Consider the following 14,215-nt stretch of genomic DNA (forward strand, 5'->3'; position numbering starts at 1 on the left):
GCTCTTTTCTTTGACTTTTTTAGTTGCCAATAAACAGCTGATTGGTCATCACATTTGCACTTCCGCTGCTTTGGTAGCCTTCTACAGTAAATGCCGTTTCATACATTTTCCCCATTGGCATCCCTAAGCTTTCCCATTTTCTAAAATGCGCACTGACGGAGACCGTTCCGCTTGTACGTTTGGTTTGACGTACACTCCAATATTGCTTGAAGGTCGCAATCCCGATAATGGAAGGCTGATTGACACGGGTTGTTTCATAAATGTCATATGTGCCTCCATCAGCATAAAATGATCCTTTATACGCTCCTGTTGGACGATACGTGCCCCATGAATCAACAATGTAGTATTCTGCTAATGGAGATTGTGTCCAGCCATAGACACATAGATAGGAATTCCCGCCTGGGTTAAAACTTGCGTTGTAATTGATGGAGATGTTGCCAAGCTGATGGTGAGTTCTAGTGGAATCAAACTTTTTCCCTTTTCTAAATAAAGCATTTCCGATATTGTTCCAGCCTGCACTAAATGCCCCGCCGTTATTGAGTGTCATCGAAGTGTTTCCGTAGTCCTTCCATAGTTCATAATCGTACCCGCTATGGTTACCCATTTCATTATTCGTAATGGTTCTCGCATGGGCTGGTACAGCCGTCAGTATAAGCGTCAGTCCAATACACATCACAAACAACAGTCTTAATTTTCTCAAATTCATTTTCCATTCCTCTCCTTTTTCATCCTTTTGATTCTGTCATCTCTAAGATGAAACGAATTCATCACCTCCTTTCATGCCCCCACTCACTACTAGATTATCGATACTGTGCTAGACCCGCATGAATGTCTCTTGTGTTTGTATAAATGCTTTGATACAAACGAAAGAGATGATCATATACATCGACATGCTGTTGATTTGGTGTAAATATTGCCGCTTGATGGATAAACTCATCCGCGCACGCCTCAAGTGACTGGTACCAGCCGCATCCAACTGCTGCAAGCATCGCTGCACCTAACGCAGGCCCTTGCTCATTTTCCAGCTGAATCACCTTAGCTTGAAAAATGTCTGCCTGCATTTGAAGCCATGTATGACTTCTCGCACCTCCACCAATGGACACAATAGCATCGATTCTTTTTCCGGCCTGCCTGAATAAAGCGATCGATTCATTTAATGAAAAAGTGATTCCTTCGAGCACAGCTCTAACCATATGCGCTTTTTCATGCCGGCTGTCTAATCCAATGAAGCTTCCACGAATGACTGAATCTGCATGAGGCGTTCTTTCCCCAACTAAATATGGCGTAAACAGCAATCCATTTGCGCCAGGCGCTATATCCTTCGCTCCGGCTAAAAGGGCTTTAAACGAATCATTTGGAGCAAGTAAAGATTTAATCCAATCGAGGCTATAACCTGCTGATAAAGTGACTCCCATTGTATAAAAAGCGTCTTTTTTGGCATGATGGAATAAATGCAAGTTTCCATTCAGCTCTCTGTTATGATTTTCTTCATAGGAAAGAATGACACCTGATGTGCCAATGCTGCATAGTGTGTGACCTGATGATAAAATGCCGGCACCAATGGCACCGCAAGCATTATCCGCTCCACCCGCAAAAACCTTCGCCTCTTCTGTCATCCCGGTTTCCTTTGCGATCTGCGGCAAGAGTGTTCCAACCTCCGCCTCCGATGAAACGAGTGGCGGGCAAATACGAATCGGAATATCAAAGCTTTGACAAATCTCCTCACTCCATGTTTGTTCTCCCATATCCAACAGTAACGTACCAGCCGCATCAGAATAGTCCATATGAATAGCACCGGTTAATCGATATCTGACATAATCTTTTGGAAGTAAAAACAAATGGATTCGTTGATCAATTTCTGGTTCATGTTCCTTTACCCATAACAACTTTGGCAGTGTAAATCCTTCTAATGCCTGATTTTTTGTGATCGCTTGCAGCCTGCCTCCTAGCTTTTCTGTCATGCGCACGCATTGCGGTGTTGTTCTTGTGTCATTCCACAAGATGGCAGGCCTAAGCACTTGAAGGGATTCATCCAATAAAACAAGTCCGTGCATTTGTCCAGAAAAACTGATGCCTTCTACTTGCCTTGACTGAACAGGCTTTCTCTCCATAAGTTCTGTCATCGCGGCCATCGTCTGCTCTACCCAGTCTTCAGGATTTTGCTCACAATAACCTGGTTTGCTTTGAATGAGGCGGTAAGATTTAGTCGTCTCGCAGCATACCTTCCCGCTCTCATCTACTAATATCGCTTTAACTCCGCTCGTTCCAAGATCAATTCCCATCACATACTTCATGTGTTCACTCCTTCAAAACATCCGCCCGCTCCATTAATCTTCTAACAAATATTGATTTAATCTGGCTTTCAGCTGTTCCTCTCTGCCAGATTCGTTTCTGATGAGCGGATGTTTCAGTGCATATTCTTCTAATGTATGAAAGTTCGCCTTTCCTTCTGAAATCTCCCGTCCAATTCCTTCAGAAAAACTGCGGTACCTGTGCTTGACCACATCTTCAAACACACGGTCTTCTATGAGTCTATGAGCCACCCGCAGCCCTTTTGCGAATGCATCCATCCCCGCAATATGAGCATACAGAAGATCTTCCAGTTCAAAGGAGGCTCTTCTGACTTTTGCATCAAAATTGAGACCGCCTGTTCCAAGTCCGCCATTTTGCAAAATTTCATACATGGCGAGTGTTGTGGCATATAAATCCGTTGGGAATTCATCGGTGTCCCATCCTAGAAGGGAGTTTCCTTGGTTGGCATCAACGGAACCGAGCAGTCCATGAATTCTTGCTACACGCAGCTCATGCTCAAACGTATGACCCGCTAATGTCGCATGATTGGCCTCGATATTTAATTTAAAGTGTGTATCCAATCCATATTGTTTTAAAAAGGCGATCGATGTCGCTGCATCCGTATCATATTGATGAGTTGTCGGTTCCTTCGGCTTTGGCTCAATTAAAAATTGACCTGTAAATCCAATTTCTTTTGCATAATCGACCGCCATATGCAAAAAGGTCGCCAAATGGTCAAGCTCTCTTTTCATATCTGTATTCAGCAGTGTGTCGTAACCTTCTCGTCCTCCCCAGAAAACATAATTTTCTGCGCCGAGTTCCTTTGCTGTTTCGATGCCCTTTTTCACTTGTGCAGCTGCATAGGCAAATACATCTGCATGACAGGATGTCGCTGCACCGTGAACAAATCTTGGATGCTTAAACATATTAGCCGTGTTCCATAGAAGCCGAACCCCGCTTTGCTGCATGTAATCTTTCATTCTTTCTATGATGATGTCTAACTGCTGATTGGTCTCTTGGAGCGTGTCGCCCTCTGGTGCAATATCACGGTCATGGAATGAAAAATACGGAACATCCAATAGATCAAAGAGCTGAAAAGCCACTTCCAATCTAGCTTTCGCCAAATCCATTCCACTATAAGAATCCCAAGCTCTTTTCATCGTGCCAGTTCCAAACATGTCTGTTCCATCAGCAGTAAGTGTATGCCAATAAGCGACGGAAAATCGCAGGTGGTCTTTCATTGTCTTTCCGCCAATCATTTCGCTCGGATCATAATATTTAAATGCGAATGGGTTCTTTGAATGTTTTCCTTCATATTGAATGTTGCCAATCCCTTGTAAACTACTTAACGAAGTCATATTTGATTTGACCATAAGTGATTCCCCCTATATATTCACTTAGTAAGTTGATTCAACAAACAAATGAACAAGTTGACCAACTAATCTCTTTGAATTTTCCATATTTTTTAGTTTTTTAGAAATATTTTCGTTATAATAAAGTGAAAAGCATGTTTTATAGAGAATAAACATGACAAAAAATGGCTTTTCTTCACTTAATCTAAAGACGAAACAAATGGAGTGGATACAATGGATATTGCGGATCAGAACTTTGTGAAAAAAATAAATCAAAAGCTATTGCTAAACGAAATTCTTCACCATGCACCAATTTCCAGAGCAAAATTATCTGAACGCACTGGGTTAAATAAATCGACCGTTTCTTCTCAAGTGAGTACATTAATGAAAGAACATCTTGTTTATGAAATCGGTCAAGGCGAATCTAGCGGCGGAAGAAGACCCGTGCTTCTCATGTTTAATAAACGTGCAGGTTACTCTATCGGCATTGATGTCGGTGTTGATTATGTCAACGGCATTTTAACAGACCTTGAAGGGTCGATGATTCATGATGAGCAGCTCAAGCTCCCATCCAGCACACCTGAAGTGACCGTCCGTATTTTAATTGAATTGATTCAGCAGTTACGTTCACATATCCCTTCTTCCCCATACGGGCTAATAGGTATTGGGATTTGTATACCAGGTCTGGTCGATGCAGATGAACAAATTGTGTTTACGCCTCATTCAAAATGGAAAAATGTCGATCTAAAAACAAGTCTCCAAGACACATTCCAAGTACCGGTTTTTATCGAGAATGAAGCAAATGCCGGTGCGTACGGTGAAAAAATCTTTGGTGCTGCTAAACATTATGACCATCTGATCTATGCAAGTATCGGCACTGGTATTGGAATAGGCATCATTATCAATCATCATTTATATAGAGGCACAAACGGTTTTTCTGGTGAAATGGGACATATGACGATCGACTTTAATGGACCGACATGTAGCTGCGGAAATCGTGGTTGCTGGGAACTGTATGCATCTGAGAAGGCACTGTTCCAATCGCTCCAAACAGATGGTCAGCCATTCACCTATCAAGATATTGAGCGGCTGGCGAAGTTAAATGATATGAAAACACTCAATGCCTTGCGTAACTTTGGCTTTTACATTGGGGTAGGTCTCACAAACGTTCTGCATACCTTCAACCCACAAGCCGTTATTTTACGAAACAAGGTCATTGAATCTGAGCAGACCGTTCTAAGTGTCATTCAAGATGAAGTATCCTCTAGAATGGATGCACAATTCAGCTCACGGGTGGAGCTGCTCCCTTCGTCATTAGGACAAAACGCACCAGCCTTAGGGATGACATCTCTTGTCACTGAAGCTTTTTTGCGTGATGTCACGCCTTCACCATAATGGAATACATGTTAAAGAGAGACAGCCTTTAGAGTGTTGTCTTTTTTTTATTCAGTTGTTTCTTCGTATCGAAAATACTTAAAATCGGCAGGCAGACGCTCGCCGCTTGTGTCTTGGCACTGCATTCCAACAAAAGCCCCTGTAAAGAACCCCCCTCCTCGAATAAAATCATCTGACAAATGGGTCGATTCAAGCGGTACATCTATTTTTTCCCACTCTTGTTGATCTAAAGAATAAGAATACGTGTACGTCTCTCTCTGAACGGTCACTTTTAAATACACATACGGAATCTCGTCTGGGATGATAATTTTTTTGATTAGCGGCTGAGAAAAGGCCAGATTTTCACACACAGATAATTCAAGGATACGGCCAAGCGCCTCGTCATAAGTCACCTGAAGTGCAGTCCAATTTTCCGTATTATAATAATTCACAAGACCTGCCGCTTGCTGAAAGTTTTTCGGAAAGAAGGAAACCGCTGTCTCTGCTTCAAAATAAAAGCTTTGCCAGCGCCTCGCAACAAACGCTTGGGTAAATTTAGACGTTAAAGATTCCTGCCCATACAGCCTTAAATGATGTGGGTTTTCTGTCACTGAACCAATCTGATCCGTAAATGGGATTCTTAAAGTTTGGAAATGTCTATTTAACGATGAATCTTTAAATTCATCGACTATGTGATAGGTTGGAGAGAACTCTTTTACGCTCATCGCAGGCGCTTCAACCTCTAGCATCCCTTCTTTTCCGCCTACCACATACGGCCAGCCATCTTTCCATTCAAGCTTTTGTATGGCTGTCTCTCTTCCTAAAGGACACCAGCCTCTTTGCTGAAAAATGGATTCCTTACTTGAATGAATTGGACGGCCAGTCAGATGAGCCAAATACCATTCATTTGTATGCGTTTGTACAATGGAAGCATGCCCGCATTTTTGTAGTGGATGGCTAGGCGCGTGAAAAGCCGTTAAAATTGGGTTGTCAGGATGAACCTCATACGGCCCATCAATACGCGAGGAACGGGCGATTGTGGCTGCATGTTCGTAACGTGTTCCCCCTTCAGCTGTTAATAAATAATAGACATCATTGATGTAATAAAGATGCGGGGCTTCTGTCAGTTTGATTGGCGTGCCTTTAAAAATGACCTTCCGTTCACCGACCAGTTTTTTTTCAGATACACTATATTCCTGTAAGGCTATACCTGCAAAAGAATGATGTTTTTCTCGATGGTCCCACAGCATATTCAACACGTATTTCTTTCCGCTTGGATCATGGAACAAGGAAGGATCAAACCCAGAACTATTGAGTCGAACCGGATCGCTCCACTCGCCATCTACTGCATCAGCTGTGACCAAATAATTATGACCATCCTTAAACGGACCATCTACTACTTTAATATCTGAATAGATGAGCCAAAACTGACCATCCGCATAACTTAAACACGGCGCCCAAACCCCGCCGGAATCAGGATTTCCTTTCATATCGAGTTGAGAAATTTTTTGCAAGGGACGCGCGGCGAGCCGCCAGTGGACGAGATCCTTTGAGTGATAAATTTGCACCCCCGGGAACCATTCAAATGTAGAAACCGCCATGTAATAGTCCTCTCCCGCACGGCAAATACTTGGGTCAGGGTTAAACCCTTTGAGCACTGGATTGGTAATGTTCATTGAATTTCCTCCTCTTTCAGAGAGCTACATTTTAAAGTCGTCCATATGATCGATATACACCTTGTCTCTATTCTCAAGCTCTCGTATGACTTTTTTATGTTTTTCTTCATCTAGGTTATAAAAATTAATATCAACCATCGCTAAAATGAGTAAGCATACAGGAATCACCGTTGTCGTGATTAAAATGCCCAGTAAAGCTTCTGGTGTTTGCACTTGATTTGCAATATAACCAAATCGGTCAAGGACAAGCCCTGGAACGATGCCGCCTAAGGCCATCCCAAATTTAAAGAAGAAGCCAATCACTGCGTAGATCAGTCCACCCATTCTTTTCCCTGTTTTATATTCGCCATATTCAACGGTTTCAGGAATGAGTGCCCACATGTAAGCACCTGCTGTAATACTCCCTGCAGCCGCAACGAGCCTGAAAATAAGTATTAAAGTGATTTGACTCGGCGGGATCACAAGTAAGGCAAGAAGGCCTACAATATTCAGCAATAATGAATAATTCAGCAGCTTTTTCTTTCCTAACAACTTGTGTAGCTTAGGGATAAACGGCAACACCATTAAAGCTGGCAGACTGCCAATCAGGCCGTACCACTTCACTAAATCCTCTCTGCCGAGGTTATACGTCACATAATAGATCCCGACTGAGTTGCTGATCGAGTTCACACCAAAGATAATGATAAAGAAAATGCTTAACACAACAAGCGGACGATTCACTCGTAACTGGACAAAGAGATCACTGAACTTGATCTTTTCCTCTGGCTTTTGAAGCGTGACGCGCTCATTCGTACTTTTAAAACAGAAAATCAGTAATCCGCCCCCAAGTACGCCGAGAAATGCCATCGTGATCTGCCAGCCAAGTGCTGTATTTCCTGTTGTATCACTCAAAAACGTCGCAAGAAACGGAACAAAAAAAGCAACAACTAAACCACCGAGATTTGCAAAAAGCATACGAACAGACGTAATACTGACGACCTCTTGGTTATTTCTTGTCATTGCGGAAGTTAAAGCACCATAAGGAACATTGATGAACGTGTATGTAAGCGATAAACCAACATACGTGATGTACGCATAAATGAGTTTTCCCATTTCGGAAAAATCCGGTGTCGTAAAACAAAGAATGGCAAGAACGGCAAAAGGTAACGCACCAAATAACAAATAAGGTCTAAACCGGCCAAAACGGCTGTTCGTTCGGTCAACCATCGCCCCAATAAACGGATCTGCAAGCGCATCGATGGCCCGAACCACCAAAAACATCGTCCCTGCTGCTGCTGCTGATAATCCATACACATCCGTATAAAAAAATAATAGATACGTAGAGACAGTTGCATAAATTAAATTACATGCGAAATCTCCTGAAGCATACCCCACTTTTTCAGACATACGAATCTTCTTTAAATTCTCACTCACCATGAGTTTTCTCCCTTCTTCACTTAGCCTCTTCTAACGGACAGATGGTGCAGGGCAGCAGCAATCAATAGGTCGAAAATAAAGCGCTTTCAATTCGTTGTAAAAATGAAGCTGAACAGCTCTTTCTTTCAGCTTAGCCCACATAGCAGCAAATCATGTGCTTTAAACAATAGATGATCGCCATCTTAGTTTATCGATTAAACAAACTAAGATGAATTCATTTTATAAAATATGATCTGACTTTTCAATATTTTTTGAAAAAATAATCCAAATAATTGATTTCTTGTCATTTTTTCTATGATATGAGGAGATGAACCTTCTTTTTATCTTCCAAAAACAAAGAGAACTCAAATAATGGTTGCATTCATACCAATCCCATGCTATATTAATCAAGCGATGAGCTGAATTGTGTAAGTCGGGTAACACGTCTCTTTGAGACACACACGAATGTGGCGTGTGGTTATTCCGCCTCAATACGCAAAAGACATCTTCTGATGAAGATGTCTTTTTTCTTACCCTATTTTGGTGCCATTTTCAACCGGCTCATCGGTGGCAAGCAGGACAACGTCTTCTTTTGACGGCATGCCTCCTAAGACAAGCACCTCTGATTTAAACCCGGCAATTCTTCTTGGCGGGAAATTGACCACTGCAATAATTTGTTTCCCAGTGAGATTCTCAGCCCGATATCGTTTTGTCAGCTGTGCACTAGATTGTTTTATGCCAATCTCATCCCCAAAGTCAATCTTCAGCTTGAAAGCAGGCACTCTCGCTTCTGCAAAGAACTCTGCTTCTACTATCGTCCCAACACGAATGTCTAACGCTAAAAACTGTTCAATATCTGCCATTAGAATCTCTCTCCCTTTCAATCTTTCATAAAAAAGGTCACATTTTTCTTCTGCTAGATGACCACTTGTCTTCCACTAATTTCTTAATTGTAGCACACCCTACTCTTCTAAAAGAAAGGGTTAAAAAGCCTATTGATTGAAATTTTTTTAGTCTACATAATCATTTTATAGTAGTCTATTAAATGTTTGCATCATGAAAATGAATTCGGTAAAATGGCAAATAATCCTACTGCTTCCTCTCGAATATTTCAGGGAGGGTTAACACTTGTTTACATTATCGGATATGTGGACGTTTTGCTGGTCGTTTTTCGTCATTCTTCCTATCGTTGCCATCTTGCATCAGCTGGGCCATATTGTGGTCGCATGGCTGTTTGGAGCAAAGGTTTCGTTTGCGCTTGGCCGAGGCAAAAAAGTATTGAAAATAGGCGTCGTTGAAATTAGAAGAATCTATTTTCTTGATGCATTTTGCCACTATGAAGAAATGAGGAGAAATAACCGTTTCTCACACATTCTTGTCTACTTAGGCGGATCATTATGCAACCTGCTCAGTGTTCTTATATTGAACACAATGATCGCCAACGATTTCCTGCCAGAACATCAATTTTTCTATCAATTTGCTTACTTCTCAGTCTACTATGTATTTTTTGCTTTACTGCCAGTACAGTATGCAGATCATCATCCGAGTGATGGGCAAGCGATTGTGAACATCATTCGTCACGGTGAACCATGCGACATCATTGACTAAGATGAGTGGCTTTCACTGTCGATTTGATACTGAATCGTTAAAAAAGGAATACCGAATAGCTTCATTTGATGAATCGCTGTGAGACTTTTTTCCGTCTCTGCTTTCATATGAAAGCTTTCTTCCATTGGCAGTTTCATGGTGATGAAAGACGTATGCAAATACAATCCTTCATCACCCGTACTGCCTTTTGGACTTTTACTTTTTAATAGAAAATCTTCCTTTTCATTCAAAGGTTTTAAAATTGCCGTAAGCTGTGAAAAAGGAAGCGGCAAAGCAATATTCATATAGACTGTCTCTTCATCATGGTGCTGAGCATAGAGCGCATAAAAGACTTGCTCGCCTTTCTCATTGCGCCTGACCCACACACGTACATTCTCCCTTTCTTCAAGAGGATGTTGAAATCTTGAAAGACTCCCCGACATTTCATATGGCATTCGTGATGACCCTAAATAGAGCTGTCCTAGTTGTCTAAAAACAGGTTGAAGCAAAAAGACAAACGGCCTTACCCACCAATGAAAACAGACGGCTGCTTTTAACGTAAAGGACATCGGGTCTTCATAAAATCTGCGAATAACAGGTGACACACTCTCTGCTGAAAATGCCTTTCCATTTAATTGGTCAAGAGAATCGACTAAACCAATCTTCTCATCATGCTGCAAGTGGTCATGTTGAAAAGACATGATCTGAAAACGACCGTGAACTCTCGATACCGGAAAATCCTTCTGTTTCAATCGATCAGCTGGTCTTTCAATCAACCATCCAATGAGGCCTGGTAAAATAACCAAACTTGCATTGATACTGCCATGAAACCAAATCATTTGATCCATGCTGATGTAGGTAACATGTAAAAGCATTCCGGTAGAATAAAGGAATGATAGGACGATGGTTCCCATTAACATGATGCTAGAAAACACAACGAACCCTTTTGCGACAGTTGAACGAAAAGAAGTTGTCATACATAAAATTCCATACAAATAAAGTGCGATCACATAAAGAACGACGCTGAACGTATCAAACAGGCGAGAATAGCTGATTCCCACAGCAATCATCACTGGCGACAATAAAATAACCCAGCCACCCACTTTGTATAGCGTCGTCTCTTTTTTCCGCTGCCTTCCTAATAAGCCATAAAAGATTGGGATAAAAAAAGCCGAATAATGAAAATGAATAGCGGTCAAAAGAACAATCATCGGTGAAAATGTCATCACTTGTATATCTGCTATGTACAGCCAGAACCAAAGCCCACCTAGAGCGATATACATACATGCGCCATCGATCATCAGCTCATGAAGCGGATGGGCTCCTCTTTTCAGCAAACGGGTGAAACCAAATAAAGCCAGAATCATTGTAAAGAAAAGCCATCCCAATGCAAGCCAAAGAGAATGATAAATGAATGCGCCTGTTGCACATAGAGCTGCTACTGGAAAGGCTTTCATTATGAAGCCGATCAGCCCCTTCTGCTGCCGTTTCTTCTCTTCCTGATAAAAAAAGTGTAAGAAAGCGGGAAGAAAAAATAAAATCGCAATCAAAACAAAAAATTCTGGTATGGGAGCTGTCGTCAAACGTGTAAGGAGAAAGCAAGCCATCAACACGATGCTACACATCAAATGCCATTTATTCATGAGATGACACCCTTTCCGTAAACCGGCCCTTATACGTAAAAAGAGTGCCAAAAAGGCGATTTTTCACTTGAACATCAATCGTATACTCACCTGCACGCTCATCGTACCCTTCTGTTACATCAGATTCACCATAAAGCCAAGAAGGGAGCGGCCACTCCCGCCCAAACAGCAAAAACTTTTGCTTACCTGATTGAATGTGCAAGAATCCTTTTTCCGTGACTGTAAAATGAAGCTCTGACACAAGAAGCCTAGGTTTTCCAAAGTAGTCTAGTACTTGATGGCTCTTCTGATCAATGATCATATCTGCATCAAAATGTCTTTCCTTGTCAGGAAAATAGAACGTTCGAAACCAGTGCATCCCTTCTTCTCCCTTACTTGTCGTAAAAGGCTTGTTCACAATTTGGAAGGGAATATTTCGCCCTCTTTCAGGAAAAAAACAGCGAAACAATGGACCGATTTTGAATAACAATCGGATGAGCTTTGTCCCGCCTCCTATTTCCTCCATGATGCCTTCGGCCGTAAACGCGCGGTTATAACGTTCTTTTAATGTTGGATGCAGCTTATCGTAGTCCTTTACTTGATGATGATGAACGACCATGTCTACCTCCCCTTTTTCGTTTGATCGAAAACACATCTACACAATCTTTTAAATTGATCATTCCTGCAACGGATAAAATGAAAAATGCACTCAGCACCAGCGGCTCGTGCAGAGTCGTTTCTGGCGATAAAATCCCTATACCAAGCATCAGTAGCAGAAAGATGCTTTGAAGGATGAATATATATTTTTTTGGCAGTTTAGGCATGAGCCATGATACACCTAATAGCGCATAAAACAATCGAAATCCGGTGCTATGATCAAAAGCAGAAGGTGAAAAAGGAATGATCGCTTGACATAACCAGACGATGGCAAACAACAAACAAATGCCATAATGGGCAAGTGTTCTCTCTAGAAGCAAACGGGGATGCGTTCCCTTTTCAAGCCACGTCTTTAATGCGCCAAAGCTAAAGGCAGTCATAAACCCCATCATTGGCCGAAAAAAGAACCGGTCTGCCCATTTCCACCCTTTTCCTTCCTTTGTTTCATAATCAAATTGCGTTTGAAACACAATGTGATCATTCGTTTTCATGTATTTCCAATACCCTCCGCCTTCTTTGATGAAAGACAAAGGGTGTGATGATTTAAATTGAAGTGAGGATGCTCTTTCATGACGCTCATCCTTCACGCTCGTTCGATACGCTCCTGTCCCAGTTACACTAATGCCAAATCCAAGGTGTTTCTCATACAAAAAGGATTGGGGCTGTTCATCACTAGGTCCATTTAATGAAATGGTCGAAAATCGCAAATCCCATTGTTCATGAAGCTTTGGATTTTGCGTATACTCCCATACTTTTTCAATAGGTGCTTGAATGGTTGTTTCCACATAAACAGGCTTTCTTTTCATCTGCCTCTACTCCTCTATGTGAATTATTTCACATAATAAGCATACCATGTTTCACAAAACTGTCAAATCTTTATTGGTTTTTTGCCCAAAAAATGTTTTGATTTGTTTACATCTCCTTCATCAAATCGGTTCGATACATAAAAAAGACCTGTCAATGAGACAGATCTTCTTGCTCTTTGATGCCTGCAATATAAAGACGGACCGCATAGCTCACACTATCTTCAAGCTGTTCTTTCCGTTGAAATCCTTTTTTGTTTGAAATATCTCCAAAGCCGTGCAGTAAGCTTCTAAGCCCTCTGACGACATGCGTCATGTCCTCTTCTTTTACACCAAAACGAGACATGATGGATTGGACAAGATCAGCAAGATTCTCTGCAACCACACTGACTTCTTTTTCATTCATATGTGAAAAAGCAGCCTCATAAAGACCGGGATGCTGACGAACAAATTGAACATATTGACTTGCAAATGCTAAAACAGCATCTTCTTTTTCCAGCCCCGCTGTAACTTGTTTGCCGGCCTCACAAAGCATTGTCAGCCCCTTAACAGCAAGAGCTGCCTGTATTTCATGAAGACCGGATATATGGTTGTAAAGAGATGGTGGTCTGATGTTAAGCCGTTTGGACAATGTAGCAATGGTCAAAGCGGAAAAGCCCTCTTCATCGACAAATTCGACGGCAGATTCAACAATTTTTTCTTGTGTGATACCCATTCTTGGAGACATGGCTTACTGTCCTCCCTTTTGTAGCTGATGCTTCCTTTTTTCGATAGCGGCTCTGAGCTTTGCCTCAGGCTCTATGATGAGATCACCATGTCCTGCTGCGAGACAAGACAAGCGAAGTGCCAGTAATTTTTCAGCGCTTTTTAGTGCTGTTTCTGCATCCCAAGTGGCAAAAGCCGGGAATGGGAAGGTCAAGCGAAACTCACCCGTTACAAATAAACCGCCTTTTGTCACAACTGCATCACCCGCAATGACAACCCCTGACTTTTCATCGTATAAAGAGATGCTTCCTGGTGTATGTCCTGGTGTGGCAATGACTTTCAGGGACCCAATCTCGTCCCCTTCTTCAACAAGCACGTCTGGTTTTGTGTGAATGTCTTTTGAAAAACTGCCTTTGACTTTATTCTCTGGCTCACCAGGAAGTAAAGAGAAATCGCCAGCAAACAGGCGAGCATCTCGTTTCGATAAATAAACAACTGCCTCCGGAAAAGCCTTTTTCACTTCATCTAGTGCGCCAATATGATCCATATGACTATGAGTCAGAATAATTTTGTTAATGGGTTTGTTTAATTGATGTGCAAATTCAATTATCGAGCTTGCTGCCATTTTCAAAGCTGCATCAATTAAGATGAGTTCATTCTCTTCCTCAAATACATAACAATTTACCGGAAAGATACGTGGCATGAGTGTAAGCTGGTGCAAACGGTCAAATGTTGTCAATCTCATCTTGTTT

The 14,215-nt window shown here is 41.7% G+C and carries 13 protein-coding genes; 2 read left to right on the top strand and 11 right to left on the bottom strand.

Features of this window, described 5'->3' with window-relative positions; genetic code table 11:
• Nucleotides 1-19: 19 nt before the first annotated feature.
• From ACTJJD_RS00120 to xylA, 3 genes are all read right to left on the bottom strand, one after another.
• Nucleotides 20-706, bottom strand: coding sequence for a glycoside hydrolase family 11 protein (locus ACTJJD_RS00120; protein WP_007500674.1), 687 nt, complete (start codon nt 704-706; stop codon nt 20-22).
• A 94-nt stretch (nt 707-800) separates the two neighbouring features.
• A complete protein-coding gene (gene xylB / locus ACTJJD_RS00125; RefSeq protein ID WP_440608008.1) occupies nt 801-2,294 on the bottom strand; it encodes a xylulokinase in 1,494 nt (497 codons plus the stop codon).
• A 33-nt stretch (nt 2,295-2,327) separates the two neighbouring features.
• On the bottom strand, nt 2,328-3,665 hold the full coding sequence (gene xylA, locus ACTJJD_RS00130; protein WP_440608009.1) for a xylose isomerase: 1,338 nt from the start codon (nt 3,663-3,665) through the stop codon (nt 2,328-2,330).
• Nucleotides 3,666-3,878: 213 nt separating this feature from the next.
• Between xylA and xylR the strand changes: the two genes are divergently transcribed.
• The gene (gene xylR, locus ACTJJD_RS00135; protein WP_060781110.1) at nt 3,879-5,039 is read left to right on the top strand and encodes a transcriptional repressor XylR; all 1,161 of its coding nucleotides are present in this window, start codon (nt 3,879-3,881) and stop codon (nt 5,037-5,039) included.
• A gap of 47 nt (nt 5,040-5,086) precedes the next feature.
• Here the strand turns inward: xylR and ACTJJD_RS00140 are convergent, their stop codons facing one another.
• The 3 genes from ACTJJD_RS00140 to csaA all read right to left on the bottom strand — a co-directional run bounded on the left by ACTJJD_RS00140 (nt 5,087) and on the right by csaA (nt 8,952).
• Entirely contained in the window at nt 5,087-6,694 is a 1,608-nt protein-coding gene (locus tag ACTJJD_RS00140) for a glycoside hydrolase family 43 protein (protein ID WP_268358559.1), read from the bottom strand.
• 24 nt (nt 6,695-6,718) lie between these two features.
• Complete coding sequence (locus ACTJJD_RS00145; RefSeq protein WP_007500679.1) at nt 6,719-8,110, bottom strand: MFS transporter; 1,392 nt, start codon at nt 8,108-8,110, stop codon at nt 6,719-6,721.
• A gap of 509 nt (nt 8,111-8,619) precedes the next feature.
• Entirely contained in the window at nt 8,620-8,952 is a 333-nt protein-coding gene (csaA, locus tag ACTJJD_RS00150; RefSeq protein ID WP_048002884.1) for a chaperone CsaA, read from the bottom strand.
• Between the two features lie 265 nt (nt 8,953-9,217).
• Between csaA and ACTJJD_RS00155 the strand changes: the two genes are divergently transcribed.
• The gene (locus tag ACTJJD_RS00155) at nt 9,218-9,697 is read left to right on the top strand and encodes a hypothetical protein (protein WP_007500681.1); all 480 of its coding nucleotides are present in this window, start codon (nt 9,218-9,220) and stop codon (nt 9,695-9,697) included.
• Here ACTJJD_RS00155 and ACTJJD_RS00160 read toward each other — a convergent pair.
• The 5 genes from ACTJJD_RS00160 to ACTJJD_RS00180 all read right to left on the bottom strand — a co-directional run bounded on the left by ACTJJD_RS00160 (nt 9,694) and on the right by ACTJJD_RS00180 (nt 14,208).
• On the bottom strand, nt 9,694-11,319 hold the full coding sequence (locus ACTJJD_RS00160; protein WP_429625170.1) for a YndJ family protein: 1,626 nt from the start codon (nt 11,317-11,319) through the stop codon (nt 9,694-9,696). The genes ACTJJD_RS00155 and ACTJJD_RS00160 overlap by 4 nt on opposite strands.
• Nucleotides 11,312-11,917, bottom strand: a complete 606-nt coding sequence (locus ACTJJD_RS00165; RefSeq protein WP_048002178.1) for a DUF4166 domain-containing protein — start codon at nt 11,915-11,917, stop codon at nt 11,312-11,314. Before ACTJJD_RS00165 ends, ACTJJD_RS00160 begins: the two co-directional genes overlap by 8 nt.
• Nucleotides 11,880-12,761: a hypothetical protein gene (locus tag ACTJJD_RS00170; RefSeq protein WP_007500684.1), complete on the bottom strand. Its 882-nt coding sequence runs from the start codon at nt 12,759-12,761 to the stop codon at nt 11,880-11,882. The genes ACTJJD_RS00165 and ACTJJD_RS00170 overlap by 38 nt, the downstream gene beginning before the upstream one ends.
• A 151-nt stretch (nt 12,762-12,912) precedes the next feature.
• Nucleotides 12,913-13,485 carry a TetR/AcrR family transcriptional regulator gene (locus ACTJJD_RS00175; RefSeq protein ID WP_144740089.1) on the bottom strand — a complete coding sequence of 191 codons (573 nt, stop codon included), beginning with the start codon at nt 13,483-13,485 and terminating at the stop codon, nt 12,913-12,915.
• A 3-nt stretch (nt 13,486-13,488) separates the two neighbouring features.
• The gene (locus ACTJJD_RS00180; protein ID WP_440608010.1) at nt 13,489-14,208 is read right to left on the bottom strand and encodes an MBL fold metallo-hydrolase; all 720 of its coding nucleotides are present in this window, start codon (nt 14,206-14,208) and stop codon (nt 13,489-13,491) included.
• Nucleotides 14,209-14,215 lie beyond the last annotated feature (7 nt).

Source organism: Bacillus sp. 22446, assembly GCF_052044955.1.
Classification (GTDB): Bacteria; Bacillota; Bacilli; order Bacillales; family Bacillaceae; genus Bacillus; species Bacillus altitudinis.